Annotated in this window: 27 protein-coding genes and 1 pseudogene; 16 read left to right on the forward strand and 12 right to left on the reverse strand. The window is 71.5% G+C overall.

Translation table 11 applies throughout. The features are described from left to right. Nucleotides 1-232: 232 nt before the first annotated feature. Both AC51EU_RS09685 and AC51EU_RS09690 read left to right on the forward strand, forming a co-directional pair. Entirely contained in the window at nucleotides 233-664 is a 432-nt protein-coding gene (locus tag AC51EU_RS09685) for an ankyrin repeat domain-containing protein (RefSeq protein WP_496266334.1), read from the forward strand. A 187-nt stretch (nucleotides 665-851) separates the two neighbouring features. After that, complete coding sequence (locus AC51EU_RS09690; protein WP_496266335.1) at nucleotides 852-1,430, forward strand: NADPH-dependent FMN reductase; 579 nt, start codon at nucleotides 852-854, stop codon at nucleotides 1,428-1,430. A gap of 87 nt (nucleotides 1,431-1,517) precedes the next feature. On the opposite strand, the gene AC51EU_RS09695 is transcribed toward AC51EU_RS09690, so the two are convergent. Then, the gene (locus AC51EU_RS09695) at nucleotides 1,518-2,099 is read right to left on the reverse strand and encodes a TetR/AcrR family transcriptional regulator (protein WP_496266336.1); all 582 of its coding nucleotides are present in this window, start codon (nucleotides 2,097-2,099) and stop codon (nucleotides 1,518-1,520) included. 180 nt (nucleotides 2,100-2,279) lie between these two features. On the opposite strand from AC51EU_RS09695, the gene AC51EU_RS09700 reads away from it, so the two are divergent. Next, nucleotides 2,280-2,693, forward strand: a complete 414-nt coding sequence (locus tag AC51EU_RS09700; RefSeq protein ID WP_496266337.1) for a VOC family protein — start codon at nucleotides 2,280-2,282, stop codon at nucleotides 2,691-2,693. Nucleotides 2,694-2,732: 39 nt separating this feature from the next. On the opposite strand, the gene AC51EU_RS09705 is transcribed toward AC51EU_RS09700, so the two are convergent. Together AC51EU_RS09705 and AC51EU_RS09710 are read right to left on the reverse strand one after the other, a co-directional pair. After that, the gene (locus tag AC51EU_RS09705) at nucleotides 2,733-2,996 is read right to left on the reverse strand and encodes a winged helix-turn-helix domain-containing protein (RefSeq protein ID WP_496266360.1); all 264 of its coding nucleotides are present in this window, start codon (nucleotides 2,994-2,996) and stop codon (nucleotides 2,733-2,735) included. Between the two features lie 103 nt (nucleotides 2,997-3,099). Continuing rightward, entirely contained in the window at nucleotides 3,100-3,552 is a 453-nt protein-coding gene (locus AC51EU_RS09710; protein ID WP_496266338.1) for a hypothetical protein, read from the reverse strand. Between the two features lie 234 nt (nucleotides 3,553-3,786). Here AC51EU_RS09710 and AC51EU_RS09715 point away from each other — a divergent pair, with 234 nt between their 5' ends. Continuing rightward, complete coding sequence (locus AC51EU_RS09715) at nucleotides 3,787-4,401, forward strand: flavin reductase family protein (protein ID WP_496266339.1); 615 nt, start codon at nucleotides 3,787-3,789, stop codon at nucleotides 4,399-4,401. A 10-nt stretch (nucleotides 4,402-4,411) separates the two neighbouring features. Here the strand turns inward: AC51EU_RS09715 and AC51EU_RS09720 are convergent, their stop codons facing one another. Then, a complete protein-coding gene (locus AC51EU_RS09720) occupies nucleotides 4,412-5,305 on the reverse strand; it encodes a sigma-70 family RNA polymerase sigma factor (protein WP_496266340.1) in 894 nt (297 codons plus the stop codon). Between the two features lie 101 nt (nucleotides 5,306-5,406). Between AC51EU_RS09720 and AC51EU_RS09725 the strand changes: the two genes are divergently transcribed. Then, nucleotides 5,407-6,546 carry an alkene reductase gene (locus AC51EU_RS09725; RefSeq protein WP_496266341.1) on the forward strand — a complete coding sequence of 380 codons (1,140 nt, stop codon included), beginning with the start codon at nucleotides 5,407-5,409 and terminating at the stop codon, nucleotides 6,544-6,546. Here AC51EU_RS09725 and AC51EU_RS09730 read toward each other — a convergent pair. Beyond that, nucleotides 6,531-6,947 carry a VOC family protein gene (locus tag AC51EU_RS09730; protein WP_496266342.1) on the reverse strand — a complete coding sequence of 139 codons (417 nt, stop codon included), beginning with the start codon at nucleotides 6,945-6,947 and terminating at the stop codon, nucleotides 6,531-6,533. The two genes, AC51EU_RS09725 and AC51EU_RS09730, sit on opposite strands and share 16 nt — an antisense overlap. A 334-nt stretch (nucleotides 6,948-7,281) precedes the next feature. Here AC51EU_RS09730 and AC51EU_RS09735 point away from each other — a divergent pair, with 334 nt between their 5' ends. Next, entirely contained in the window at nucleotides 7,282-9,660 is a 2,379-nt protein-coding gene (locus AC51EU_RS09735) for an ATP-binding cassette domain-containing protein (protein ID WP_496266343.1), read from the forward strand. Nucleotides 9,661-9,799: 139 nt separating this feature from the next. On the opposite strand, the pseudogene AC51EU_RS09740 reads toward AC51EU_RS09735, so the two are convergent. Beyond that, nucleotides 9,800-10,049: pseudogene (locus AC51EU_RS09740) on the reverse strand (NUDIX domain-containing protein); the annotation flags it as partial. Between the two features lie 218 nt (nucleotides 10,050-10,267). Between AC51EU_RS09740 and AC51EU_RS09745 the strand changes: the two are divergent. From AC51EU_RS09745 to AC51EU_RS09755, 3 genes are all read left to right on the forward strand, one after another. Then, nucleotides 10,268-10,714, forward strand: a complete 447-nt coding sequence (locus tag AC51EU_RS09745; protein ID WP_496266344.1) for a helix-turn-helix domain-containing protein — start codon at nucleotides 10,268-10,270, stop codon at nucleotides 10,712-10,714. Between the two features lie 33 nt (nucleotides 10,715-10,747). Next, nucleotides 10,748-11,347: a hypothetical protein gene (locus AC51EU_RS09750; protein ID WP_496266345.1), complete on the forward strand. Its 600-nt coding sequence runs from the start codon at nucleotides 10,748-10,750 to the stop codon at nucleotides 11,345-11,347. A 142-nt stretch (nucleotides 11,348-11,489) separates the two neighbouring features. Then, nucleotides 11,490-11,828 (forward strand): DUF2516 family protein, encoded by a 339-nt coding sequence (locus AC51EU_RS09755; RefSeq protein WP_496266361.1) that lies wholly within the window; start codon nucleotides 11,490-11,492, stop codon nucleotides 11,826-11,828. A gap of 21 nt (nucleotides 11,829-11,849) precedes the next feature. On the opposite strand, the gene AC51EU_RS09760 is transcribed toward AC51EU_RS09755, so the two are convergent. Both AC51EU_RS09760 and AC51EU_RS09765 read right to left on the reverse strand, forming a co-directional pair. Continuing rightward, nucleotides 11,850-13,181: a PP2C family protein-serine/threonine phosphatase gene (locus AC51EU_RS09760; RefSeq protein WP_496266346.1), complete on the reverse strand. Its 1,332-nt coding sequence runs from the start codon at nucleotides 13,179-13,181 to the stop codon at nucleotides 11,850-11,852. A 450-nt stretch (nucleotides 13,182-13,631) separates the two neighbouring features. Continuing rightward, complete coding sequence (locus AC51EU_RS09765) at nucleotides 13,632-14,705, reverse strand: C40 family peptidase (protein WP_496266362.1); 1,074 nt, start codon at nucleotides 14,703-14,705, stop codon at nucleotides 13,632-13,634. A 535-nt stretch (nucleotides 14,706-15,240) separates the two neighbouring features. On the opposite strand from AC51EU_RS09765, the gene pstS reads away from it, so the two are divergent. From pstS to pstB, 4 genes are all read left to right on the forward strand, one after another. Continuing rightward, entirely contained in the window at nucleotides 15,241-16,374 is a 1,134-nt protein-coding gene (gene pstS / locus AC51EU_RS09770; protein ID WP_496266347.1) for a phosphate ABC transporter substrate-binding protein PstS, read from the forward strand. Between the two features lie 111 nt (nucleotides 16,375-16,485). Then, on the forward strand, nucleotides 16,486-17,469 hold the full coding sequence (gene pstC, locus AC51EU_RS09775; protein ID WP_496266348.1) for a phosphate ABC transporter permease subunit PstC: 984 nt from the start codon (nucleotides 16,486-16,488) through the stop codon (nucleotides 17,467-17,469). A gap of 8 nt (nucleotides 17,470-17,477) precedes the next feature. Further along, complete coding sequence (gene pstA, locus AC51EU_RS09780) at nucleotides 17,478-18,557, forward strand: phosphate ABC transporter permease PstA (protein ID WP_496266363.1); 1,080 nt, start codon at nucleotides 17,478-17,480, stop codon at nucleotides 18,555-18,557. A 96-nt stretch (nucleotides 18,558-18,653) separates the two neighbouring features. Beyond that, nucleotides 18,654-19,430, forward strand: a complete 777-nt coding sequence (gene pstB / locus AC51EU_RS09785; RefSeq protein ID WP_496266349.1) for a phosphate ABC transporter ATP-binding protein PstB — start codon at nucleotides 18,654-18,656, stop codon at nucleotides 19,428-19,430. Nucleotides 19,431-19,544: 114 nt separating this feature from the next. Here pstB and AC51EU_RS09790 read toward each other — a convergent pair whose 3' ends face one another. Next, nucleotides 19,545-20,543: an inorganic phosphate transporter gene (locus AC51EU_RS09790; RefSeq protein ID WP_496266350.1), complete on the reverse strand. Its 999-nt coding sequence runs from the start codon at nucleotides 20,541-20,543 to the stop codon at nucleotides 19,545-19,547. Nucleotides 20,544-20,552: 9 nt separating this feature from the next. Then, on the reverse strand, nucleotides 20,553-21,173 hold the full coding sequence (locus tag AC51EU_RS09795) for a DUF47 domain-containing protein (RefSeq protein WP_496266351.1): 621 nt from the start codon (nucleotides 21,171-21,173) through the stop codon (nucleotides 20,553-20,555). 194 nt (nucleotides 21,174-21,367) lie between these two features. On the opposite strand from AC51EU_RS09795, the gene AC51EU_RS09800 reads away from it, so the two are divergent. Next, nucleotides 21,368-21,769 (forward strand): metal-sensitive transcriptional regulator, encoded by a 402-nt coding sequence (locus AC51EU_RS09800; protein WP_496266352.1) that lies wholly within the window; start codon nucleotides 21,368-21,370, stop codon nucleotides 21,767-21,769. Nucleotides 21,770-21,845: 76 nt separating this feature from the next. Here the strand turns inward: AC51EU_RS09800 and AC51EU_RS09805 are convergent, their stop codons facing one another. Both AC51EU_RS09805 and AC51EU_RS09810 read right to left on the reverse strand, forming a co-directional pair. Then, on the reverse strand, nucleotides 21,846-22,052 hold the full coding sequence (locus AC51EU_RS09805) for a hypothetical protein (protein ID WP_496266353.1): 207 nt from the start codon (nucleotides 22,050-22,052) through the stop codon (nucleotides 21,846-21,848). Between the two features lie 219 nt (nucleotides 22,053-22,271). After that, nucleotides 22,272-23,120 carry an SCO4651 family lipoprotein gene (locus AC51EU_RS09810; RefSeq protein WP_496266354.1) on the reverse strand — a complete coding sequence of 283 codons (849 nt, stop codon included), beginning with the start codon at nucleotides 23,118-23,120 and terminating at the stop codon, nucleotides 22,272-22,274. Nucleotides 23,121-23,313: 193 nt separating this feature from the next. Here AC51EU_RS09810 and AC51EU_RS09815 point away from each other — a divergent pair, with 193 nt between their 5' ends. Continuing rightward, nucleotides 23,314-23,526: a hypothetical protein gene (locus tag AC51EU_RS09815; protein ID WP_496266358.1), complete on the forward strand. Its 213-nt coding sequence runs from the start codon at nucleotides 23,314-23,316 to the stop codon at nucleotides 23,524-23,526. Between the two features lie 218 nt (nucleotides 23,527-23,744). Continuing rightward, entirely contained in the window at nucleotides 23,745-25,316 is a 1,572-nt protein-coding gene (locus tag AC51EU_RS09820; RefSeq protein WP_496266359.1) for an FAD-binding oxidoreductase, read from the forward strand. Nucleotides 25,317-25,444 lie beyond the last annotated feature (128 nt).

Below are 25,444 nucleotides of genomic sequence, written 5' to 3' on the forward strand. Positions count from 1 at the left end.
GCGGGGTGTTGGTGGCGCCGCGGGTACGGGCCCCCGCCCGCCGGGGGCCTCGCCCGGCGGTGTCCCGTCCCGCCGGAGCGGACGGCGCCTCCCGTCCCGCGCAGACTCCCCGTCCCCGGACCACGACTCCCCGTCCCGGCGCAGACACTGCCGTCCCGCCCCTGGCCTGCATAAAGTGGCCACAGGAACGGTGCACCGCACCCTCACCCCCGCGCGCAGGAGGCCGGCGACCATGAGCAACGCGAGTACCGGGCCCCAGGGCCCCGAGTCGACCGAGCACGCCCACGACCCCGAGGTGCTGCAACTCGCGGCCAAGGTGTTCGATCTGGCACGGCACGGCGACACCAACACCATCGCCGCCTATGTGGACGCGGGTGTCCCCGCCAACCTCACGAACGAGAAGGGCGACTCCTTGGTGATGCTGGCCGCCTACCACGGCCACCCCACCACCGTGGAGGCCCTGCTGCGCCGCGGCGCCTCCCCCGACCGCCCCAACGACCGCGGCCAGACTCCCCTGGCCGGCGCGGTGTTCAAGGGTGAGGACGAGGTCATCAGAATCCTCGTCGCCCACGGCGCCGACCCCGCGGCCGGCAGCCCCTCGGCCATCGAAACCGCCCGCATGTTCCAGAAGACCGACCTCCTCAAACTGTTCGGCGCGGCCTGAGGATGCGGGCGGACGGCTGACGAGAGGGCCGGTCCGGCAGCGGGCACCAGGTGAGTGCCGGACCGGCCCCGGCGCGGCACCGAACGAATGCGGGGTGAGGACACGCCACACTTGACCTCAATATTGATTGAGGTTCTACCTTCGGGCTCCGACGGCACCCCGCCGCCCATTCCCCGAAGGGCTCCCCATGTCCACACGCGCCTCCGAACCCCACTACACCCTCGCCGTGATCGTCGGCAGTACCCGGGAGGGCCGGTTCGCCCCGGTCATCAGGAACTGGTTCACCCGCCAGGCCGCCACCCGCCCGGACCTCACCCTCGACGTCATCGACCTGGACGACATCCACCCCTATGAACTCCGCCCCGGAACCGAGGAGTTCGCCGCCTACGCGCGGCGCGTGGACACGGCGGACGCGTTCGTCGTGATCACCCCGGAGTACAACCACTCCTTCCCCGCACCCCTCAAGCACGCCGTCGACCTCCTGGGACCCCAGTGGCACGCCAAGCCGGTCGGCTTCGTCTCGTACGGCGGGATCTCGGGCGGCCTGCGGGCCGTCGAACAACTGCGGCTGGTCTTCGCGGAGTTGCACGCCACCACTGTCCGCGAGACGGTCAGCTTCGCGTCCCCCTGGTCCCTCTTCGACGAGAACGGTCACCCGCACGACCCGACCCCGCCGTCCCGCGCCGCCGACGCCCTGCTCACCCAACTGACCTGGTGGGCCCACGCCCTGCGCGCCGCCCGCGCCGAGCGCCCGTACGCGGCGTAGCGCCCGTACGCGGCGTAGGACTCGGCGGCAGACCGCGAGGGGCGTGCGCGACGGGGCCGGCGGACCACGCACGGCGACCGCGCCGAACTACCCGGCCCCCTCCCCCACCACGCGCTCCACAAGTGCCGCGATCAGCCCATCCGTCTCCTCCTCCGGAACCACTCCGGGCAGCGTCAGTTGCTCCAGCATCAACCCCGTCATCGCGAGGTACATCAACACCACCGCGGTACGGTCGCCGGGCAGTCCGCCGTCCACGTGGAAGCGGATGTCCTCGTCGAGGGTCTCGCGCATGGTCCGGGTCAGCTCGGCGCGCAGTTCGGGCCGCCGGGTCGCCTCCAGGCGCAGCTCCAGCATCGCCAGATAGCCGGCGCGTTCGGCGGCGACCCGGCGGTTGATCCACCGCATCAGGTCGGCCACCAGGTCACGGGTCGGCTCCGCCTTCATCACCTCGGCGACCTCGTCCGGGTCGGGCGCGATGCGGTGGTGGATGCGCGCGGTGACCTGCCCCAGCAGTTCGTCCCGGTTGCGGAAGTAGTTGGACGCCGTCCCGTTGGGCACGCCCGCCTCCGCGTCGACCGCGCGGAAGGTCAGCCCCCGCGCGCCGTCCCGCGCCAACACCTCGACAGCCGCGTCGACCAGCGCCGTACGCCGCTCCGGATTCCGCGCCATCTCTCCCGCACCACCTTCCCGTTCCGCGCCATCACCGCGGTACCGCGACTCCGGACACGTGCCGCGGCGGCCCGCCGGACCGACCGAGGCGAATAAACACTGGCAACCACTACAGTCCAAGTACTATAACTGGAGTGGTCGCCCGCTCGGGCTCCTCCCACCAGGAAGAACGGACCCCGTATGCACTTCCAGAAACTCGGCATCGCCGTCCTCACCGACGACCTCGCCGCCGGCACCCGCTTCTACACCGAACACTTCGGCTTCCACCCGATCTGCGAACTGGACTGGTATGTGAGCCTGCACCACGAGGCACACCCCGCCTACGTCCTCGACCTCGTCCTGCGCGGCCACCCCGCGATGCCGTCCGACTTCCGGACACAGGACACCTCCGGCCTCTGCCTCGGCTTCCTCGTCGAGGACGCCACGGCGGAAGAGGCCGCCCTGCGCGAGAAGGGCGTGGAGATCGCCGTCCCCGTACGCGACGAGCCCTGGGGACAGCGCCGCTTCAACGTCTGGAGCCCCGAGGGCATCCTGATCGAGGTCCTCCAGACCATCGACCCGGACCCGGACTGGCTGGCCGCCCAGGGACTGTGAGGCCGACCGCCCGCCCCGGGCCCCGACCGGCTCGCGCCCTCACTCCCCCGCGGCGATGGCCCGCAGCGCCGCGCAGTGTGCCGCGAAGGCGGTGCGGCCGTGTTCCGTGAGCGACAGCCAGGTACGCGGGCGCTTGCCCACATAGCCCTTGGTCACGGCGACGTACCCGGCCTTCTCCAACGTCGCGACCTGCCGCGACAGCACGGAGTCACTGACCTCGACGGTGTCCCGCACGAAGGCGAACTCGGCCTTGTCCGCGGCCGCCAGCGCGGCCACGACGGAGAACCGCACCGGCGCGTGCATCACCTCGTCGAGCCCGTGCCGCGGATGCGATCCGCGGGGCCTCGCCTTCTGTGCGGCACCCGTGGGCGCCTCCACGGACGACTCCCCCCGGACCGACGGCCCGTCACTCACCGGCACGCCCACCTCCGTTCACCCGTATCTCCACGATCGACGCGACCACCGCCGGCACCGCCACCGCCGCCGCTCCGGGCACCCACCAGGCCGGCTCCCCTCGGAACCACACCAGTCCCGGAATCAGCACGGCGCTGTAGAGCAGGCCCCACACCGCGATCATCCAGCCCTGCCGGCGCCCGAACCCCCGCCGGACCACGGGCTGCCGAACCGCGTAGACCGAGGTCCCGGCCACGGCCACGCCCCAGAGCGTCACCCCGAGGATCACCCCGTACGGGGAGCCCATCAGCCCGATGAGCAGCACCATGGCGAAGGCCGCACCACCGAAGGCCATCCAGTAGCGCGCACCCCACGCGGATCTCCGGCGCATCCGCGCGTCCACCGCCCGCGCCTGCTCCAACGCGGCGTCCGCGTCCGCCGCCCCCTGCAAGGTCCAGTCGGACATGCCACTCCCCCTTCTCCGACAGTCTTTTCCCACATCGGTCATGACGCTGCGTCACGCACCTCACTCATAGTGACGCACACTTTCCACTTTGACAAGTACTTTCCGTACGGAATCCCGGAACCCCGGAATCCGATGCGGGAGGCCCGCCGCACCACCCGATACCGCCCGCCCCGGCCCCGCCCCACCCCCACACTTCGGCGTCCGCCGAACCCCCGCCTCCCTACCGTGGCGGCCATGCCCACCACGACCATCACCCCGAGCATCCTGTACTTCGGCACCCCGGTGGTGCTGCTGACCAGCGAGAACCCGGACGGCAGCGCCAACCTCGCACCGTTCTCCTCCGCCTGGGCCCTGGACCGGACGATCGTCCTCGGCCTCGGCCCGGACAGCAGGACCGGCCGCAATCTCGCCGACCGCCCCGACCTCGTCGTCAACCTTCCGGCGCCGGACCTCTGGCCCCAGGTCGAACGCCTCGGCGACCTCACCGGACGCGCCGTCCCGCCCACCGCTCCGCACCGCGACACCCGCTACGCACCGGCGAAGTTCGACGCCGTCGGCCTGACCCCCGAGCCGTCGGAGCTGGTCGGCCCGCCACGGGTGGCCGAGTGCCCGCTCCAGTTGGAGGCCCGCGCGGCGGCCGTACGGCGCGACACGACGGGCGAGTTCCTGATCGTCGAGGCCCATGTGCTGCGCGTGCACGCCGATCCGCGTCTCGTCGTCCCCGGCACCCAGCACATCGACCCGACGTCCTGGAGCCCGCTCATTTACAACTTCCGCCACTACTTCGGCCTCGGCGCCCAGCTCGGCAGCAGCCGGATCTCCGAGACGCCGTACGCGGCGGTGGGGTGAGGGGCGGCTGCTACGCGTCGAGGACGGCCAGCCGCAGGCGTCGCAGGCGGGCGGGGTCGGCGATCGCCTCGTAGCCGGTGATCCTTCCGTCCCCGAAGGTGAAGGCCAGGACGATGCGCAGCCGCCCCCGGGGGGCCACGACCGCGCCGACGGTCCCGTTGACCAGCGCCGGTTCGGCGTAGCGGGCACGGCGTCCGAAAACTGCCGTCCGCTCCGCCACGGTCCGCGCGCCGACGGCCGTGGTCCCGGCGCCCGGCGGCAGCGCGGCGGGGTCGGCGTGGCGGACGGCGTCCGGGGCCAGCACCGCGAGGAGTGCGTCGATGTCGCCGGCCCGGGCGGCGGCGAGGAAGGCGGCGACGATCCGCCGCTGACGCGCGAGGTCGGTGGCCGGAAGCGCGGCGGTGCCCCGCACCTTGCGGCGCGCGCGGCTGGCGATCTTCTTCGTCGTCGCCGGGGTGCGCTCCACGATGGGCGCGATCCGGTCGAACGGGACGGCGAGGGTGTCGTGGAGGACGAACGCGACCCGCTCGGCCGGGGCGAGGGTGTCGAGTACCACGAGCAGCGCGCGGCCGACCGCGTCGACCAGGACCGCTTCCTCCTCGGGACCGTCCCCCTCACCGGCACCGCGGCCGTCCCCGATGCCCTCGGGCCACCGCTGCCCCACCGGTTCCTCGCGTCGTGCCGTACGGGACCGCAGCATGTCCAGGCACACCCGGGAGACGACGGTGTGCAGCCAGGCCGGCAGGTTCTCGATGTCCCCGGCGTCGGCGCGGCCGAGCCGCAGCCAGGTCTCCTGGACCGCGTCGTCCGCCTCGCCGAGGGAGCCCAGCATCCGGTGGGCGACCGCCCGCAGCCGACTCCGGTGCGTCTCGAACCGTTCCGCCAACCGGTCCTGCGCGTCCATCGGTCACCTTTCTCCGCCGGGTTCCGTCGACTGTATGACGCACCGCGGCCGACCGGACGTGACCGGTGCCCGCCCGGCCCGGCAACGAGGAGGCACATCCGATGAGAACGGTTCTTCCGGCCGTCGCCGGCCAGCCGCTGCTGCGGCCCGTGGAACTGGGCGACCTCCGGCTGCCCAACCGGGTGGTGATGGCCCCGACCGCCCGGGCCCGCGCGGACCATGAGGGGCTGGTGCCCACGGAGCTGCATGCCGTCCACTACGGACAGCGCGCCGACGCGGGGCTGATCGTCACCGAGTCCACCTGGGTCAGCGAACGGGCCATCGGCTTCGCCGACGTCCCCGGCATCTACAGCCGGGCGCAGATCGACGCGTGGCGGCGGGTGACCGATGCCGTGCACGCCCGTGGCGGGCGGATCGTGCTCCAGCTCTGGCACACCGGCGCCGCCTCGCACCCCGATCATCTCGGCGGGAGGCTGCCCGCCGGGCCTTCCGCGGTCAATCCCCACGTGCGGTCGTTCACCGCGGACGGGTTCAAGGAGACCGTCACGCCCCGGGAGATGACCGGGGACGACATCGCGGCCGCGGTCGCCGACTTCGGCACCGCCTCCCGGAACGCCCGGCGTGCGGGGTTCGACGGGGTGGAGATCGCGGCGCTGGGCTCGTTCCTCGTCGCGCAGTTCCTCGATCCGCGGGTGAACCGCAGGACGGACGGCTACGGCGGCGGCCGCGCGGGCCGCCGCCGTCTGCTGGTGGAGATCGTCGGGGCGGCCGCGGGGGCGTGGGAGAGCCGCCGCGTCGGCGTCCGTCTGGGGCCGTATCTGCCCGTCGGTGAACGCTTTCCGATCGACGAGGCGCTGCTCGCCGATCACGACGCTCTCGTGACGGAACTGAACGGGCTCCCCCTGGCCTATCTGCACCTACGGGGACGGGACCCCGTACACCTTGGAGCCGGCCCGGACCTCGCGGCGCTCGCCCGCTACCGGCGTCTCTTCCACGGCCCGCTGATCGTGAACAACGGCTTCGACCGGGAGTCCGCGAACACCGCCGTCCGGGAGGGGATCGCCGACGCCGTGTCGTTCGCCACCCACTTCATCGCCAACCCCGACCTCGTCACCCGCTTCACCCTGGGCCGTCCACTGGCAACCGGGGACCCCCGCACCTACTACGGGGGCGGCGCCGAGGGGTACACCGACCAGCCGGCGAGCGGCCCGTGCGACGGAGTTGCTCAGGGACGGGCATAGGGGCGGGTCATGATCTCCATGTTGTGGCCGTCCGGGTCGGCGAAGTAGGCGCCGCGACCGCCGAAGAGGCGGTTGATGCGGCCGGGTTCGGTGTGGTGGGGGTCGGCGTAGTAGGTGACCCCCACCGTCTCCAGCCGGGCGATCATGGTGTCGAACTGCTCGTCGGGCACCAGGAACGCGTAGTGCTGCGACGCGATCGGCTCGTCGCGTGTCTCGTAGTAGTCGAGCGTCACGCCGTTGCCGAGATCGACGGGGAGGAAGGGGCCGAAGGGGAGGCCGACCTCCAGTCCCAGGATCGCGGCGAGGAATTCGGCCGACAGGCGGCGGTCCCTGGCGTGGACGACGGTGTGGTCGAGGCGGACGCGCGTGGCGGTGTTCGCGTGCTGCTGTGCATGTGACATCTGTGGCGTATCTCCGGGTCGTGAATCCGCTGGAAGGGCGCCGCATACGGGCGCCGGAGGAAAGAACGCGGAGAAAAGGGCGGGGCTCTGGCCCGCCCCGCGCTCACGCCGAGGCCGGGCGCCTCACTCGTGTATGGCCCATGGCCGACCCGGCAGTCACGCGGCCGACCCTACGGCATGTGGCGAACGTCCCGCCCGCCCCGCGCAAGATCGCGTTCCGGTGGGCCGCTACCGTTGCCGGTCCGGCGCACGAGAACCGGACGTACTGATCGAAAACGGGCCGGGGGGCCACGGGAACCGCGCGGACGGCCCGTGCCCCACGGAGGGAGACACGATGAGCAGCGCCACGGGGAAGGACGCCCGGCCGCACACCGCCGACACCCACGAGATGATCCGTGTGCACGGCGCCCGCGAGAACAACCTCAAGGACGTCAGCGTCGAAATCCCCAAGCGTCGGCTGACGGTGTTCACCGGCGTCTCCGGTTCGGGCAAGAGCTCGCTGGTGTTCGACACCATCGCCGCGGAGTCGCAGCGGCTGATCAACGAGACCTACAGCGCCTTCGTCCAGGGCTTCATGCCGACGACCGGACGGCCCGAGGTCGACGTCCTCGACGGGCTGACCACCGCGATCATCGTCGACCAGCAGCGGATGGGCGCCGACCCGCGCTCCACGGTCGGCACCGCCACCGACGCCAACGCGATGCTGCGCATCCTCTTCAGCCGCCTCGGCAAGCCCTACGTCGGCCCGCCCGGCGCGTTCGCCTTCAACGTCCCCTCCGTCTCGGCGAGCGGCGCGATCACCGTCGAACGCGGCGACAGGAAGGCGGTGCGGACGACGTTCCGCCGCACCGGCGGCATGTGCCCGCGCTGCGAGGGCCGGGGCGCGGTCTCCGACATCGACCTCACCCAGCTCTACGACGACACCAAGTCGCTCGCCGAGGGCGCCCTCACCGTCCCCGGTTACAAGGCGGGCGGCTGGAACCACCGGCTCTACAGCGAGTCCGGCTTCGTCTCCCCCGACAAGCCGATCCGCGCGTACACGAAGAAGGAGCTGCACGACTTCCTCCACCACGAGCCGGTCCGGATGAAGATCGCGGGCATCAACATGACGTACGAGGGACTCGTCCCGAGGCTTCGGAAGTCGATGCTCGCCAAGGACAGGGAGGCGTTGCAGCCGCACATCCGGGAGTTCGTGGACCGGGCCGTCACCTTCACCGTCTGCCCCGACTGCGACGGCACCCGGCTCAACGAGGGCGCCAGATCCTCCAAGATCAAGGGCATCGGCATCGCGGACGCCTGCGCGATGCAGATCAGCGATCTGGCCGCCTGGGTCCGCGACCTGGCAGAACCGTCGGTGGCGCCACTGCTCACCACGCTGCGGCAGACCCTCGACTCGTTCGTGGAGATCGGTCTCGGCTACCTCTCGCTCGACCGGCCGTCGGGCACGCTGTCGGGCGGCGAGGCGCAGCGCGTCAAGATGGTCCGCCACCTCGGCTCCTCGCTCACCGATGTCACCTATGTCTTCGACGAGCCGACCACGGGCCTGCACCCCCATGACATCCAGCGGATGAACGGACTGCTGGGGCGGCTGCGGGACAAGGGCAACACGGTGCTCGTGGTGGAGCACAAGCCGGAGACGATCGCCGTGGCCGACCATGTCGTCGACCTCGGACCGGGCGCCGGCACGGAGGGCGGCACCGTCTGCTTCGAGGGCACCGTCGAGGGGCTGCGGGCCAGCGGCACCCTCACCGGCCGCCACTTCGACGACCGGGCCGCGCTCAAGGAGACGGTGCGCACGCCCACCGGCGTACTGGAGGTCCGCGGCGCGACGGCGCACAACCTGCGCGATGTCGATGTCGACATACCGCTCGGCGTCCTCGTCGTCGTCACCGGCGTCGCCGGGTCCGGCAAGAGTTCGCTGGTGCACGGGTCGCTCCCCGCCGACGCGGGGGTGGTGTCGGTCGGCCAGGGCGCGATCCGCGGCTCACGGCGCAGCAACCCGGCGACGTACACGGGGCTGCTCGACCCGATCCGCAAGGCGTTCGCGAAGGCCAACGGGGTGAAGCCGGCGCTGTTCAGCGCCAACTCCGAGGGCGCCTGTCCCACCTGCAACGGCGCCGGTGTCGTCTTCACCGACCTGGCGATGACCGCCGGTGTCGCCACCACCTGCGAGGACTGCGAGGGCAGGCGGTACCAGGCGTCCGTGCTCGATCACCGTCTCGGCGGCCGCGACATCAGTGAGGTGCTCGCGATGCCGGTGGCCGAGGCGGAGGAATTCTTCGCCACCGGCGAAGCACGCATCCCGGCCGCCCACCGCGTCCTCACCCGCCTCAGCGAGGTCGGCCTCGGCTACCTCACCCTCGGCCAGCCGCTCACCACCCTCTCCGGCGGCGAACGCCAACGCCTCAAGCTGGCCACCCACATGGCCGACAAGGGCGGCGTCTACGTCCTCGACGAGCCGACCGCGGGCCTCCACCTCGCCGACGTCGCGCATCTGCTCGGCCTGCTCGACCGCCTCGTCGACTCCGGCAAGTCGGTCATCGTCGTCGAGCACCACCAGGCGGTGATGGCACACGCCGACTGGATCATCGACCTCGGCCCCGGCGCCGGCCACGACGGCGGCACCATCGTCTTCGAGGGCACCCCCACCGACCTCGTCACCGCACGCTCCACCCTCACCGGGGAGCATCTGGCGGCGTACGTGGGGCGCTGACGACACCGGGGACCGCTTCACCGCACGGTGAGCCGGGTCCCGGGCGCCGCCCGGGTCCGCTTCTCCGGCCTGCGGACGTAGCACCGACCGGTGATCCGCTCGTCCTCGGCGCGGCACGCCATGACGCCGTCGAGGCGTACTCGGCCAGCTCCCGCGCGGCGGCCTGTTCATAGGACTCGCCGACATGTGCGGCGCCACCGACCTCGACCTCGTAGAGCCCAGGGAAGCGCGACAGCTGGTCCGACCGCCGGTGGACGAGGAACCGCCCACGCTCATCACGACACCGTCACGGCGACCCGATACAGCCAACCCTCCCGGACGGCCTCCCGACGGCTGACCACCCCCAGCACGCGATCTTGGTCGTCGACACGCTCCACCAGTTCATCCACGACGCACACCCTGGCAGAGCCCACCGACAACGCCGTCTCCCGGCGACTCACGGAGGCCGCCCCAAGAGCACCTGCACCAGGAGGCCGGACGCGGATGACGACAGTTGTCGTGCAAATACGACACCTCTCGTGCTCAGGCTCACACAGGCTCACCCCCACCCCACCACTCCCGCAAGCAGATGCTTGCAATAGTTAGCACCGTCGTGCAGAGTGGAGTCATGGCATCACTCAATGTCGGCAATCTCGGCGAGTTTCTGCGGGAGCAGCGGCGTTCGGCGCGGCTGAGTCTGCGGCAGCTGGCGGATGCCGCGGGGGTGTCCAACCCGTATCTCAGCCAGATCGAGCGCGGGCTGCGCAAGCCGAGTGCGGAGATCCTTCAGCAGATCGCCAAGGCGCTGCGGATCTCGGCCGAGACGCTGTACGTGCAGGCCGGGATTCTCGACGAGCGGCGGGGGCCGACCGGTGTCGAGGTGCAGACCGCGATACTCACCGACCCCGCGCTGAACGAACGGCAGAAGCAGGTCCTGCTGCAGATCTACGCGTCCTTCCGCAAGGAGAACGGGCACGGGAGCGGCGGCGAGGGCGACGGGAGCGAGCACGGGGACGACAGCGGTGCGCACCCCCGCGGGACGGCGGCCGACGGCGGCCCGCACACCACCACCTGAGCAAACGGTTTCGACACCAGGAGGAAAGACGTCATGGCCATCACCGATGACCTCCGCAAGACCCTGACCGACCCGACCCCGCTGTACGCGCTCGCCGGCACCGCCGATCTGGCGGCCGAGAAGCTGGGCGAGGTGCCGTCGCTGGTCGAGAAGATCAAGGCCGAGGCGCCCAAGCGGTTCGAGGCGGTGCGCACCACGGACCCGAAGGACGTCCAGGAGCGCATCACGAAGCAGGCCAAGGACGCGCAGGACAAGCTCACCGAGCTGCTGGGCTCGCTCGACACCGATCTGAAGAAGATCCGCGAGCAGGCGCAGGGGCTGGCGCTCCAGGGCGTCGGCCGGGCCGCCGAGTACGCCGTCAAGGCCCGTGAGACGTACGACGGGCTGGCCGAGCGCGGCCGTGGCGCGGTGCAGAGCTGGCGCGGGGACGCCGCCGACCAGGTCGAGGAGCTGGCGGTGGTGATCGAGCCGGAGCCGAAGGCCGCGCCGAAGCCGCTGGTGACGGAGAAGGCGAACGGCGCGCAGGTCGGCAAGCCCGCCGGGGACCCGGCCGGGGACGGGGCGTCCACCGCGGCGAAGAAGCCCGCGGCCCGCAGGACCTCGGGCAAGAAGAGCACCCCGCCGGCGAAGTGAGCGTGCCGGACGCGGGCCGCGGCCGGGCGGCGGAGGGGACGGGGGACGCTTCCGCGGGTCGGGCACACTTCCGGTGCCCGACCCGTTGTCCGGGTACGGTGGGGCTGCGGAGCGCCCATGAGTCGAGACGGTGGTGGACGGCGTGCTGATCTACGGGTTCCAGAGCTTGGTGGGCTGGGTGCAGCTGGGCCTGGGTGTGTATGCCGCCGTGATGCTGATCGACGCCGCGGTGCACCGTGAGGACGCCTACCGTGCCGCGGACAAGCAGACCAAGGGGATGTGGCTGATCCTGCTGGGGATCGCCACGGCGTTGCTGTTCCTGCTGCCGCTGATGTCGTTCCTGCCGATCATCGGCATCATCGCCGTGATCGTCTACACCGTGGACGTCCGCCCGGCCCTGCGGAAGGTCGCCGGTCGCGGGCCCCGGCGCGGTGGTTCCAGCTCGGACGGGCCGTACGGTCCGTACAACGGCGGCCGCTGAGACACCGCCCGGCCCGGAGCGTCAGCGCCGGGCCAGGAGCAGGACGGCCACGTCGTCGGTCAGTTCGCCGCCGTTGAGGTCGCGTGCCGAGGTGAGGGTGGCGTCCAGGAGGGCCTCGCCGGTGAGACCGGCGGCCGTGTGGCGGGCCACCAGATCGGCCATGCCGTCCTGGCCCAGGCGTTCCCTGCCCCGGCCGACGCGGCCCTCGACCAGGCCGTCGGTGTACATCATCAGGCTCCATGCCCCGCCCAGCTCGACCCGGCCGCGCGGCCAGCGGGCGTGCGGCAGCAGGCCGAGTGCCGGGCCGCCGGACTCCTGCGGGAGCAGCCGCGGGGGCCGGCCGGCGCGGGTCAGCAGGGGGGCCGGGTGGCCGGCCAGGCAGACTCCGGCGCGGTCGCCGTCCGGGGAGATGTCGACGGTGCACAGGGTCGCGAAGATCTCGTCGTCGGCGCGTTCGTGCTCCAGGACCCGCTGGAGGGTGGAGAGCAGTTCGTCGCCGCACAGTCCGGCGAAGGTCAGGGTGCGCCAGGCGATACGGAGGGCGACGCCGAGGGCGGCCTCGTCGGGGCCGTGGCCGCAGACGTCGCCGATCATGGCGTGCACCGCGCCGTCGGGGGTGCGCACCGTGTCGTAGAAGTCGCCGCCGAGCAGGGCGCGGCTGCGGCCGGGGCGGTAGCGGGCCGCGAAGCGCAGGTCGGAGCCGTCGAGGAGGGGGGTGGGCAGCAGGCCCCGTTCCAGACGGGCGTTCTCCTGGGCGCGCAGCCGGGATTCGGAGAGCTGGCGCTGGGCGAGGTCGGCGCGTTTGCGTTCGACGGCGTAGCGGACGGCGCGGCTGAGCACCTCGCCGTCGAGTTCGTCGCGGAAGAGGTAGTCCTGGGCGCCGACGCGGACGGCCTCGGCGGCGCGTTCGGCGTCCGCCTCCGGGGTGAGGACGAGGACGGCGTGGGCGGGGGCCATCCGCAGGACGGCGCGGAGCGCGTCGAGCTCGTCGCCGGGTCCGGTGCTCTCCCCGGCGCGTTCGGGCAGGTCGAGGAGGATGCAGTGCACATCGTCGGTGAGCAGCCGTTCGGCCTCGGTGAGGTTGCGGGCGGTGCGCAGCCGGATGCGGCGGTCGGCGCGGTCCCACATGCCGGGGACGGTGCTGCTGGGGTCCTCGCCTATGAGAAGCAGGGTCAGGCTCTGGGGTGCGGGTGTGTCCGGTGTGCGGGGCGTGGGGGACGGGGCGGCTGTGCCGCAGGGGGCCGGGAGCGGGTCGTACGGGCCCACGGCCGTGGTGTCCGCGCAGGCGTCGTCCGCCGCTGCCGCCCGGTGCGGCAGAAGGGCCGTCCGCTGGTGCGGTACGGGTACGGGCATTGCTCTGCTTCCTTCCCGCCCCCGAGGGGGCACGGGCGCACCGACCGGCGCGCCCGTGCCCGGTTCCGCGCCGTTCCCCGGGTCGGGGCGAACGGAGCGCCACCGGGCACTGAGAGGCGACGATAGCGTCACCGGCGAGTGCCGCGGAATGACGCACGGCATTCACCGGGCGTCATATCCCGTACCGAGCAGGCGATGTGCGTACGGAAGCGGAGGAACGCGAATGACGAACATCACCTGATCGACCGCATTCCGAGACGCCGCGGCGACCGTCGATAACCATGGATGGACGCATTTTTCGGACACCTGGCCCGGTATCCGTGCGGGGCCGGTCACAAATACGGAGCGGGGGAACGGAATTCCCGCCGACCCGCGCAATTACCGTGCGTACGGTTTCTATGAAATGTGTCACGTGGCGCGGGCCGGACGGTGCCCGGCCCGCGCGGCGGCTCAGGCGTCGGGCCGGACCACGCCCAGGATCGGCATCGAGCCCGCGCCGGTGATCGTCACCTGGCGGCCCGGCCGCGGGGCGTGCACCATCGCGCCGTCGCCGAGGTACATCCCGACATGGCTGGCGTCCTGGTAGTAGATGATCAGGTCGCCGGGCCGCATGTCCTGGATATCGACGTGCGGGAGCTGCCGCCACTGTTCCTGCGAGGTGCGCGGAATGGTGGTGCCGCCCTTCTGCCAGGCGCGCAGGGTCAGTCCGGAACAATCGAAGGTGTCGGGGCCCACGGCGCCCCACACATAATCCTTGCCGATCTGCGCGGTGGCATAGGCGAGGGCCTTCCTGCCGTCGGCGGACGCCTTGTTGCCGATCTCCTTCAGCACGCCGGAGTCCAGCCATTTCTGCTGGGCCCGGAACTCCTGCTCGTCCGCCAGCTTCTTCAGGCGTTCCTTTTCGTCGGCGGCGAGCCGGGATTCCAGCTTCTCGGCGGCGGCGATCTTTTTTGTGATCTCCTGCCGTGCCGCGTCCTTCTTCTTGCGTTCGGCCTCCAGCCTCTCCCAGCGGCGGGTCGCGGCCCGTGAGGAGTCGCGCAGGTCGGCCGTGGTGCGGGTGAGTTCGGCGATCACGTTCTTGGCGGCCTGCTCGCCCTTGCGGGCGAGGGCGAGGTGGTCGAGGAAGTGCTCCGGGTCGGGGGCCAGGACGAAGCCGGCCTCCAGCGGCAGGCCGCCGCCGCGGTACTGGGCGCTGGCCAGCAGTCCGGCCTGCTTCTTGAGGACGGTGAGCTTGCGCTGGGTGCGGTCGATGGTGCGGGCCAGGTCGACGATCTCCTTCTGCTGGCGCTCGACCTGCTCCTTCGCGGCGTTGTACGCCTCGGTGGCCTGCTCCGCCGTGCGGTAGAGCGCGTCGATCCGCTTGCGGACCTCGTCGAGGCGGTGATCGTCCGCGACGGTCCCGGGGGCGGGGGTCGCGGTGGCGGCCGGCGGTCCGTCCGGTTCGTCGGCGGCCCGCGCGTGGGCGGCGGGCGCCATGGCGCCCAGGAGGCCCGTGGTGCCGAGGACCACGGCCGCACAGGCCAGTACCCGCCCCGGGCGCCCCCTGCCCCCGCGTGGTCCCGGTACGCCGCGGCTGCCCGCTCGGTCCCGTTCGTCCCCTACGACCTGTCCCGCCCCCTGGCGCCCCATCAGCCACCTCCGGTCGATCCGCACCACTGCGCGTCGTTGCGCGGATGCTGCCATACCGATCAGTAATCCGACAGAGCTTCGACGGAGGGAGGCCGGGGGACGCCGGTCGGCCACTCGCAGAAGCGCCGGTCCGTACGGGCGTTCCCGTCACCCGGCTCCCCGTCCCGGCGGGCGGGCACCCCCGTTCTCTCCCGTTTTCCTCCGGTTTTCCCTCGCCATACATCCCTTGTGTCCCGCACGTATCTGACGGCCGAGGTTCACCCCGCGTTCACTCTCCTCCGTCGGCGGCTTCACTTGATCTGCCTAATTTCAGCCGTACCGGGTCCGCGGACGGCCTCCAGGGCGTATGCGACGCGGCACACAGACTTCGCACCCATGTGACACCTCGCGCACGCCGGCACGCGGCGCGCCCAGGAAGGAACTCTCGACAGTGAAGCTTCAGCGCAAGAACCGGGTTCGCGCCCTCGCCGTTGGCGCTCTCGCCGTCACCGGTGCCCTGGCCCTGACGGCGTGCGGGTCCGACGACACCAGCCGCTCCGGCGGCTCCGGGGGCGGCTCCGCCGCCAAGCCCGCCGGCACCATCGCCTGCGACGGCAAGGGCAAGCTGCTCGCCTCCGGCTCGTCCGCGCAGAAGAACGCCATGGACGTCTGGGTGCAGAACTACTCGGGCGCCTGCAAGGACACCGAGATCAACTACCAGCCCACCGGTTCCGGTGCCGGCATCACCACCTTCCTCCAGGGCCAGACCGCCTTCGCGGGCTCCGACTCGGCGCTCAAGCCCGAGGAGGTCGAGAAGTCCAAGAAGCTCTGCAAGAGCGGCCAGGCGATCAACCTGCCGATGGTCGGCGGCCCGATCGCGGTCGGCTACAACGTCCCCGGCGTGAACGACCTGGTGCTGGACGCCCCGACGCTCGCGAAGATCTTCGACTCGGAGATCACCAACTGGAACGACGAGACGATCAAGAAGCTCAACCCGGACGCCAAGCTGCCGGACCTCAAGATCCAGGCGTTCCACCGCTCCGACGACTCGGGCACCACCGACAACTTCACCAAGTACCTCAAGGGTGCCGCCCCCGACGCCTGGAAGCACGAGCCCGCGAAGACCTGGGAGGGCAAGGGCGGCCAGGCGGCCTCCGGCTCCGCCGGCGTCTCCTCGCAGGTCAAGCAGAACAGCGGCGCCATCTCCTACTTCGAGCTGTCCTATGCCAAGTCCGCCTCGGTCCCCACCGTCAAGATCGACACCGGCGCCAAGGCCCCGGTCGAGGCGACCGTCGACAACGCCTCCAAGGCCATCGCCGAGGCCGAGCAGATCGGCAAGGGCAACGACCTGGCGCTCAAGCTGAACTACGCCACCAAGGCCGAGGGCGCCTACCCGATCACCCTCGTCACCTACGAGATCGCCTGCGACAAGGGCAACAAGGCCGAGACCCTGCCGGCCACCAAGTCCTTCCTGACCTACGTCGCCGGCAAGGACGGCCAGGCCGCGCTGAAGGACCTCGGCTACGCCCCGCTGCCCGACGCGATCGCCGAGAAGGTCCGCAAGACCGTCGCCACCCTCTCCTGACACACCGGGCGGCGGCCCACAGGGCCCGTACGACCGTACGGCTCCCGGACCGCCGCCCGTCCGGTGCACCGCCGCGCCAGGAGCCCACCGGCTCCGCAGACCGGAGAAACCATGAACACCTCCCCACCGATACCCGCCGACGCGCCTGCCCCGGCCGCCCCGGAAGCCCTTGCCCCCGGACGGGCCGTCCGCCCCGGCGACCGGATCTTCCTCGGGCTCTCCCGGGGCTCCGGCGTCGTCCTGCTGGTGCTGATGGCCGCCATCGCGGTCTTCCTCACCTACCGGTCGGTGATCGCCATATCCGGCGACCACGCCAACTTCCTCACCACCCTCGACTGGACCGCCACCGGCACCGAACCGAAGTTCGGCATCGCGGTCCTCGCCTTCGGCACCGCCGTCAGCGCCGTGATCGCCATGGTGATCGCGGTCCCCGTCGCGGTCGGCATCGCGCTGTTCATCTCGCACTACGCCCCGCGCAAGCTGGCCTCGCCGCTCGGCTACGTCATCGACCTGCTCGCCGCGGTGCCCAGCATCATCTACGGCCTGTGGGGCGCCCTCTTCCTCGTCCCGCACCTGACCGGCCTCTACAGCTGGCTGGACGAGTACCTCGGCTGGACCGGGATCTTCCGGTACAGCGACGGCGCGCCGCGGTCCCTGTTCACCGTCGGCATCCTCCTCGCGATCATGATCCTGCCGATCGTCACCAGTGTCAGCCGCGAGGTGTTCCTCCAGGCCCCGAAGATGCACGAGGAGGCCGCCCTGGCGCTCGGCGCCACCCGCTGGGAGGTGATCCGGACGGCGGTGCTCCCCTTCGGCCGCTCCGGCGTCATCAGCGCCTCGATGCTGGGCCTGGGCCGCGCGCTCGGCGAGACGATGGCCGTCGCCACCGTCCTCTCCCCCAGCTTCCTGATCAACGCCAGCCTGCTCGACCCGGGCGGCGGCACCTTCGCGCAGAACATCGCCGGGAAGTTCAGCGAGGCCGACGAGTTCGGCCAGGACGCCCTGATCGCCTCCGGCCTGGTCCTCTTCGTGATCACCCTCCTGGTCAACGGCGCCGCCCGGCTGATCATCGCCCGCCGCAAGGAGTACGCGTGACCGACGTCATGACGGACCGGCCTCCCCTCTCCGGCCACTCCGGCCGCGCCGGCGCCCCGCTCTCCCTCCGCCAGGCCCGGCTGCCACGCTGGACGCCGCCGGCCGCCGCCCTGGTCTCGGTCGGCCTCGGCTGCGGCATCGGCCTGGTCGCCGGGCTGGAGAGCCGTATCCAGTGGGGGCTGATCGCCGTACTGGTCTTCGTCGCGGGCACCTTCGCCCTCTCCGCCGCCGTCGAGGGCGGCCGGCAGGCGAAGGACCGGCTGGCGACCAGCCTGGTCTGGACGGCCTTCCTGCTCGCCGTCGTCCCGCTGGCCTCACTGCTGTGGGAGACGGTGGCCCGCGGCACCAAGGTCCTGGACGGCTACTTCCTGTCCCACTCGATGGGCACCCTCCCCGACCAGCTGCCCGGCGGCGGCATCTACCACGCGATCATCGGCACCCTGGAGCAGGTGGGCCTGGCCACCCTGATCGCCGCGCCGCTCGGTCTGCTCACCGCGATCTACCTCGTCGAGTACGGGCGCGGCCGACTGGCGAAGGCCGTGACCTTCTTCGTCGACGTGATGACCGGCATCCCCTCGATCGTCGCCGGCCTGTTCGTCCTGTCCGTCTGGATCCTGATCCTGGGCTTCGGCCCGTCCGGGTTCGCCGGGGCGATGGCGCTGGCGATCCTGATGATGCCGGTTGTGGTCCGCTCCACCGAGGAGATGCTCAAGCTCGTCCCGAACGAGCTGCGCGAGGCGTCGCTCGCCCTCGGCGTCCCGAAGTGGCGCACCATCCTCAAGGTGGTCCTGCCGACGTCGATCGGCGGCATCGCCACGGGCGTGATGCTCGCCGTCGCCCGGATCACCGGCGAGACCGCCCCGGTGCTGCTACTGGTGTGGGGCGCGAAGACGATCAACAACAACCCCTTCGAAGGCGCCCAGCAGTCGCTGCCGCTGTATGTGTTCCAGCAGTGGCAGCAGGGCTCCGAGGCGTCGTACGACCGTGCCTGGGCGGCGGCGCTCGTCCTGATCGCCTTCGTGATGGTCCTCAACCTGGTGGCCCGCGGCATCGCCCGCTGGAAGGCCCCCAAGACCGCCGGCCGCTGAGCCGCGGCCCCGCCGGCGGACGCGACGACGACTCCGCCGGCAGGCACCGACATCCGGCCCGCCGAGCGGCGCCATACGAAAGAAGCAGTGAATCCCATGGCCAAGCGAATCGACGTCAGCGGCCTGAGCGCCTACTACGGCAGCCACAAGGCCATCGACGACATCTCCATGAGCATCGAACCGCGCTCGGTGACCGCCTTCATCGGCCCGTCCGGCTGCGGCAAGTCGACGTTCCTGCGCACCCTGAACCGCATGCACGAGGTCACCCCCGGCGGCCGCGTCGAGGGCAAGGTGATGCTGGACGACGAGAACCTCTACGGTCCGGGCGTCGACCCGGTCGCCGTCCGCCGCACCGTCGGCATGGTCTTCCAGCGCCCCAACCCGTTCCCCACCATGTCGATCTTCGACAATGTGGCGGCCGGGCTGCGCCTCAACGGCTCGTACCGCAAGAGCGAGCTGAACGACATCGTCGAGCGGTCCCTCAAGGGCGCCAACCTGTGGAACGAGGTCAAGGACCGGCTGGGCAAGCCCGGCGCCGGCCTCTCCGGCGGCCAGCAGCAGCGGCTGTGCATCGCCCGCGCCATCGCGGTCGAACCGCAGGTGCTGCTGATGGACGAGCCGTGCTCGGCGCTCGACCCGATCTCCACGCTCGCCGTCGAGGACCTGATCGGCGAGCTGAAGGAACGCTTCACCATCGTCATCGTGACGCACAACATGCAGCAGGCCGCGCGCGTCTCGGACCGTACGGCGTTCTTCAACCTGGCGGCCGTCGGCAAGCCCGGCAAGCTGATCGAGATCGACGACACCGAGCGGATCTTCTCCAACCCGTCGGTCCAGGCGACCGAGGACTACATCTCGGGCCGCTTCGGCTAGACCGGTCCCCCCGCACGTCTGCGGTGCTGCATGGCGGTGCCACCGCATGACGAAGGGCCCGCTCCTCCTTCCCGGAGGGGCGGGCCCGCCATCCGTACGGCGTCGTCGAAGGGGCTAGCCGAAGGCGCCCTTCACGACCCAGAAACTCAGCGCGCCGACGATCGCCGCCGCCGGCATGGTGATGAACCAGCCCATCACGATGTTCTTGGCCACACCCCAGCGCACCGCGCGGGTGCCCTTGGTCGACCCCACGCCCATGATCGCGGAGGTGATGACATGCGTGGTGGAGATCGGCGCGTGGAACATGAACGACGCGGTGTACATCACCGAGGCCGCCGTGGTCTCCGCGGCGAAGCCCTGCGGCGGGTCCAGCTCGATGATCCGGCGGCCGAGGGTGCGCATGATCCGCCAACCGCCCGCGTACGTACCGAGCGACAGGGTGAGCGCGCAGGACAGCTTCACCCAGACCGGGATGGAGTCGCTGGGGTCCTGCACATCGGCGATGACCAGCGCCATCACCACGACACCCATGGTCTTCTGGGCGTCCTGGAGGCCGTGGCCGAGCGCCATGCCGGCCGCCGACACGGTCTGCGCTATGCGGAAACCGCGCTTGGCCTTGTGCGGATTGGCCCGCCGGAACAGCCACAGGATGACGACCATCACCAGATAGCCGAGCACCAGGCCGATCACCGGGGAGAGGAACATCGGCAGGACGACCTTGTCGATCACCCCGGACCAGATGACGGTCGTACCGCCGGCCAGGGCCGCGCCGACCATGCCGCCGAAGAGCGCGTGGGAAGAGGAGGACGGCAGTCCGAAGTACCAGGTGACGAGGTTCCAGACCACCGCGCCGAGCAGCGCGGCGAAGAGAATGCCCATCCCCTTGTTGCCCTCGGGGGTGGAGATCAGGCCCTCGCTGACCGTTTTGGCGACCCCGCTGCCCATGAAGGCACCGGCGAGATTCATCACCGCGGCCATCGCCAGTGCGGCGCGGGGCGTCAGCGCCCGCGTCGAGACCGAGGTGGCGATGGCGTTGGCGGAATCATGGAAGCCGTTCGTATACGTGAAACCGAGCGCGACCGCAATGGTCACGATAAGCGCGAAGGTGTCCATGGCCGGGGCTCAGGATTCCTTCACCGCGATGGTTTCGACCGTGTTGGCGACATGCTCGAACGCGTCCGCCGCCTCTTCCAGGATGTCGACGATCTGCTTGAGCTTGAGCACCTCGATGGCGTCGTACTTGCCGTTGAAGAGGTGCGCGAGCAGCTTGCGGTGGATCTGGTCGGCCTGGTTCTCCAGACGGTTGACCTCGATCCAGTACTCGGTGAGGTTGGACATCGTGCGCAGATTCGGCATCGCCTCGGCGGTCAGCTCGGCCGCCCGCGCAAGGACCTCGATCTGCTGTTCTATGCCCTTCGGCAGTTCCTCGACCTTGTAGAGGACGACCAGATCGACGGCCTCCTCCATGAAATCCATGATGTCGTCGAGCGACGACGCGAGGTTGTAGATGTCCTCACGGTCGAAGGGCGTGATGAACGAGGAGTTCAGCTGATGGAAGATCGCGTGGGTCGCGTCGTCCCCCGCGTGCTCCGCCGCCCGCATCCTCTCGGAGATCTCTGCCCGTGCGGAGGTGTCCGCCCCGAGCAGTTCCATCAGGAGCTTGGAGCCCGTGACGATGTTGTCCGCTGAGGCGGCGAACATGTCGTAGAAGCTCGTCTCCCTGGGGGTCAGACGAAAGCGCACGTGGAATCCTCGGGGTGCATCGGTTTCGGTCGAGTTGATGCTAGGCGCATCATCCAGCCACTGCTTATCAGCATTCCTTCAGTGTCGCGCATCGGGCAGCATGCTCTGCACGGGGTACGTCCGGTACCCGCAGATTTCGGTACGATATACCCACCAGGGGTATATGGACCGACAGGACACCACGGGAGACGGCCTTGACGACCACGGACGCCGACACCAACGGCACCACCGAAGCCGCCGCGGCCTGCCACACCCCGCAGCCGAAAACCGCCCCCGGCGGCGACCCCGCCGTCGTCACCGACCACGACCGCGGCATCCACGGCTACACCAAGCAGAAGGACGCCCATCTCAAGCGGCTGCGCCGCATCGAGGGCCAGATCCGGGGCCTCCAGCGGATGCTGGAGGAGGACGTCTACTGCATCGACATCCTCACGCAGGTCTCGGCGAGCACGAAGGGCCTCCAGTCCTTCGGGCTCCAGCTCCTGGAGGAACATCTGCGGCACTGCGTCGCCGACGCCGCGGCCCAGGGGCCGGAGGCGATCGACGCCAAGGTGCAGGAGGCGACCAAGGCGATCGAGCGGATGCTGCGTACCTGACCGGCGCCCCCGGGGCCGTACGCCCCGGGCCCCGGCGTCCGCCTCCCGGCCCTGCCGCACCCCGCTTCCTGCCTGGTCAGCCGCGCGATGAGGGGCCGGTGCCGCCCGCCGCCGCGGGGTTCGCGCCGGCGCAGACGTTCAGCAGTTCGTCGATGCGGTCCGGGCTGAGCCGGTCCTCGCGGGCGGCGGTCGCGGCGATCATCAGCTCGCCGGTCAGATCGATCTCGACGAGGGCCACGAGATCCTGCACCGTCGCATGACGCACCACGGCCACGGACACCACCTCCTCCTGCGAGCGTCTTCCGCTCTCCGGCGGCCCCGCCCAGCGTAGGGACGGGCGCCCGCCGCGCCCATGGCACGGAAGGACCATTTCCGCCAGGAGGCACGGGCCATCGGCACATGCCCCGGCACACTCGCGAACGGCCGGATTTCGACGGTCCGGAGGGAACCGTTCCGTCATCGTGGGCGCGCGGTCCCCACGCCGCGCGCCCACGCCCCCGATCTACGACTGCGAGGCGGCGACCCTCCCCGTATAGATGTCGCCTCTGTCCGGCAGCCGTACCTCGACCGGCCGCCCGAAATCATCGAGCCGCGTGGTCGAAGTCACCCAGGCCCCTCCCGGGGACCCGTTGGCGAAGAGGAAGCGCTGGCACACCTTGCGCAGCCGCCCGTCCTCGTCGAGATACGCCTCGAACGGCACCACGTCCGTGGTGAAGCCCGCCGCGGCCGCGGCCGGCACCGTCCTCGTCCGTGCCGGGGCGTCCCCCGCCGCCGCCCCGATCACCGTCGTCCCGCTGTAGTGCCGCACCGTCACCCCGTCCAGCCACTGCTTCCCCCGGTACGTCACCTCCCGGGCACCGCGCAGGAGTTCCGCGGCGGCCAGCGGATCGGTCGCACCGCCCGTGACGAGATTGCCGTCCGCCGCCGAAGCGGCGTCCACCCGCACCCACTTGCCCGGCGGGACGCCCGCGCCGCGGTTCTTCATGTAGAGCGCCCCCGGCTCCAGGATCTCGGTGATCGGCGGACGCGGCCCGCCGCCGTCCTCCGCCGGGTCCGGGAGGAGCAGCCGCACCTGCCCGCGGCCCTGCCGGAAGTCGTAGCTCCCCAGGCCCCGGATCGCGACGCGGGTCCCGCCGCTCGCCGTCTCGATCGTCGTGCGGACGGCGGCGGAACCGGCCCGCACCAGGGCGTCGGCGCTGCCCCGGACGACCTCGGCCGCGCTCGGCCCGGCCGGCCGTACGGCCTCGGCCGCGGCCCCGCGCGGCGAGCACCCCGACGCCAGCAGCCCGACCGCCGCGCACACCATGGCCACCGCCACCGCACCACCGTCTCGTCTGCCCTGCACCACCATCGCGTACGAGCCCCCTCGGCCGCTGTCGTGTGGACGGTCCGGCCGCTGGGCCGGTGCCGGTCGGCTCCGCCCCACCGGGCGGCCCGGTCCGGTTGGCCGGACGTAGTACCGACCGCTCCGTACAACGACCGTTACGGACCCGCGTCACGCATCCGCCGCAATGAAACGGCGCACCGGCGCGTAGCGTGGTGGTGTGCCCGATCGAGCCACGCGCCCCCTCTCGTCCGACACCGCCCCGCACGCCCCGGACGGTCCCCCGGGACCCGGCGGCGAGCACCTCACCTCCACCACGGAACGCGGCTCCTTCTGTCTGGCCCGGTGCAGCTGCGGCTGGTACGGCGCCGCCCGCCGCGCCCGCTCCCAGGCCCGCACGGACGCCGAACGCCACCGCGAGAACGCCGGCTGACGGCATCCGCGGAACGATCTCTTCCGCCCACCGGGAACCCTCAAGGCCCCTGGCGCATCTGCCTCATGAGGAGTCCTCGGCACCGGGTGCCGGCGCCGCGCGCGACGCGGGCGCCGCCCTCCCGCCCGGCGCCACGCCCCGCGACGCGCACCGCCCGACGGCCTGTCACGGGGCCGGACTCCCCGGACCGTACGACCTACCGAGGGAGATCCACTCCAGTGAAGCGGCGCACACTCCTCACGACCGGCGGCGCGCTCGCGGCGGCCTCGGCCGCCTGGGCCACCGGCTGCACCGGCGGCAAGAGCGCGGAGGCGGCCACCGGCACCCTGCGCGCCCAGAACACCGCCGGGAGCGCCAAGTCCCCCGCAAACACGGCCTGGCAGGGCCTCGCCAAGGACCTGGACGGCAAGCTGATCCGCGCCTCCGACGCCGCGTACCCCACCGCCAGCCGCCTCTACAACACCCGTTACGACCATCTGAAGCCGTCGGCCGTCGCCTACGTCCGGCACGCCTCGGACATCGCCACCTGCCTCGCCTTCGCCCGCCGCCACAAGACCCCCGTCGCCATCCGCAGCGGCGGCCACTCGTACGCGGGCTGGTCCAGCGGCAACGGCAGACTCATCGTCGACGTCTCGGCCCTGAACACCGTGGGCGCGCCGTCCGGCGGCATCGCCCGCATCGGCGCCGGCGCCAAACTCATCGACGTCTACCAGGGCCTGGGCAAGCACCGCGTGACGATACCCGGCGGCTCCTGCCCCACCGTCGCGATATCGGGGCTCACCCTCGGCGGCGGCCACGGCGTGACCTCCCGGGCCTACGGACTGACCTGCGACAGCCTCGTCGGCGCCACCGTCGTCACCGCCGACGGCAAGACCGTGCGGTGCGACGCCTCGCACCACCCGGACCTGTTCTGGGCCCTGCGCGGCGCGGGCAACGGCAACTTCGGCGTGGTCACCGAACTCCGCTTCCGCACCCACCCGGCGCCCCGCTCGGTGATGGCGTATCTGACCTGGCCCTGGTCCAAGGCCGCGAAGGTACTGGCCTCCTGGCAGAAGTGGGGCCCCTCGCAGCCCGACGCGATCTGGTCGTCCTGCCACCTCGACACCCGGCCCGGCCGCACCCCGGCCGTCTCGGTGGCCGCCTTCTCCCTCGGCAGTTACCGCGAACTGCAGAACGCCGTCGACAAGCTCGCCGACCAGGCGGGCGGCCCCGGCCCCGCCGCCTCCGTGCGCCTGACGCCGATCGACCACCTGGACGCCATGGAGGCGTACGCGGGCTGCTCGTCCAAGACCAACGCCCAGTGCCACATGCCCGGGAACCTGCCGGGCCGCCACCCCTCCGGCACGCTGGGCCGCGAAACGTACGGCGCCCGCTCGCACTTCTACGACCGCTCGCTCTCCGCGGACGGCATCCAGACCCTGCTGGACCGGATCGAGACCGGCGGCCGCAAGGGCGTCACCGGCAATGTGGCGCTCACCGCGCTGGGCGGCGCGATCAACCGGGTCGGCCGCACCGACACCGCGTTCGTGCACCGCTCCTCGCGCTTCCTCGCCCAGTACCTGGCGTCCTGGCCGGCGGGCGGCTCACCGGCCTCCCGCACCGCCTGGCTGGACTCCTGCCATGCCGCGATGCGCCGCCACGCCTCCGGCGCCGCGTACCAGAACTACACGGACCCGGCGCTGAAGGACTGGCGGAAGGCGTACTACGGCCCGGCCGCCGACCGCCTTGCCAAGGTCAAGCGGACCTACGACCCGCAGCGGCTGTTCAGCACCTTCCCGCAGGCGCTGTGACGCGCGGGGCGCCCTGACACGCCGGTGGCCCGGCCCCCCGGAAGGGAGCCGGGCCACCGGTGTGCCGTCGTCATGCCGCCAGGTCGTTGTCCCGGCCCCCGCCGCGCCGCGGCAGCGCGGTGCCCGTG

The sequence above is a fragment of the Candidatus Streptomyces philanthi genome, from assembly GCF_059553635.1.

What these genes read in the sequence shown, in the direction of transcription:
- AC51EU_RS09730 (WP_496266342.1), bottom strand. Translation starts at nt 6,947, where the DNA reads ATGTCACATGCACAGCAGCACGCGAACACCGCCACGCGCGTCCGCCTC.
- AC51EU_RS09810 (WP_496266354.1), bottom strand. Translation starts at nt 23,120, where the DNA reads ATGGTGGTGCAGGGCAGACGAGACGGTGGTGCGGTGGCGGTGGCCATG.
- AC51EU_RS09685 (WP_496266334.1), top strand. Translation starts at nt 233, where the DNA reads ATGAGCAACGCGAGTACCGGGCCCCAGGGCCCCGAGTCGACCGAGCAC.
- AC51EU_RS09725 (WP_496266341.1), top strand. Translation starts at nt 5,407, where the DNA reads ATGAGAACGGTTCTTCCGGCCGTCGCCGGCCAGCCGCTGCTGCGGCCC.
- AC51EU_RS09720 (WP_496266340.1), bottom strand. Translation starts at nt 5,305, where the DNA reads ATGGACGCGCAGGACCGGTTGGCGGAACGGTTCGAGACGCACCGGAGT.
- pstA (WP_496266363.1), top strand. Translation starts at nt 17,478, where the DNA reads ATGACGGACCGGCCTCCCCTCTCCGGCCACTCCGGCCGCGCCGGCGCC.
- AC51EU_RS09710 (WP_496266338.1), bottom strand. Translation starts at nt 3,552, where the DNA reads ATGTCCGACTGGACCTTGCAGGGGGCGGCGGACGCGGACGCCGCGTTG.
- AC51EU_RS09745 (WP_496266344.1), top strand. Translation starts at nt 10,268, where the DNA reads ATGGCATCACTCAATGTCGGCAATCTCGGCGAGTTTCTGCGGGAGCAG.
- pstB (WP_496266349.1), top strand. Translation starts at nt 18,654, where the DNA reads ATGGCCAAGCGAATCGACGTCAGCGGCCTGAGCGCCTACTACGGCAGC.
- AC51EU_RS09750 (WP_496266345.1), top strand. Translation starts at nt 10,748, where the DNA reads ATGGCCATCACCGATGACCTCCGCAAGACCCTGACCGACCCGACCCCG.
- AC51EU_RS09700 (WP_496266337.1), top strand. Translation starts at nt 2,280, where the DNA reads ATGCACTTCCAGAAACTCGGCATCGCCGTCCTCACCGACGACCTCGCC.
- AC51EU_RS09705 (WP_496266360.1), bottom strand. Translation starts at nt 2,996, where the DNA reads ATGCACGCGCCGGTGCGGTTCTCCGTCGTGGCCGCGCTGGCGGCCGCG.
- pstC (WP_496266348.1), top strand. Translation starts at nt 16,486, where the DNA reads ATGAACACCTCCCCACCGATACCCGCCGACGCGCCTGCCCCGGCCGCC.
- AC51EU_RS09790 (WP_496266350.1), bottom strand. Translation starts at nt 20,543, where the DNA reads ATGGACACCTTCGCGCTTATCGTGACCATTGCGGTCGCGCTCGGTTTC.
- AC51EU_RS09715 (WP_496266339.1), top strand. Translation starts at nt 3,787, where the DNA reads ATGCCCACCACGACCATCACCCCGAGCATCCTGTACTTCGGCACCCCG.
- AC51EU_RS09695 (WP_496266336.1), bottom strand. Translation starts at nt 2,099, where the DNA reads ATGGCGCGGAATCCGGAGCGGCGTACGGCGCTGGTCGACGCGGCTGTC.
- AC51EU_RS09690 (WP_496266335.1), top strand. Translation starts at nt 852, where the DNA reads ATGTCCACACGCGCCTCCGAACCCCACTACACCCTCGCCGTGATCGTC.
- AC51EU_RS09760 (WP_496266346.1), bottom strand. Translation starts at nt 13,181, where the DNA reads ATGCCCGTACCCGTACCGCACCAGCGGACGGCCCTTCTGCCGCACCGG.
- AC51EU_RS09735 (WP_496266343.1), top strand. Translation starts at nt 7,282, where the DNA reads ATGAGCAGCGCCACGGGGAAGGACGCCCGGCCGCACACCGCCGACACC.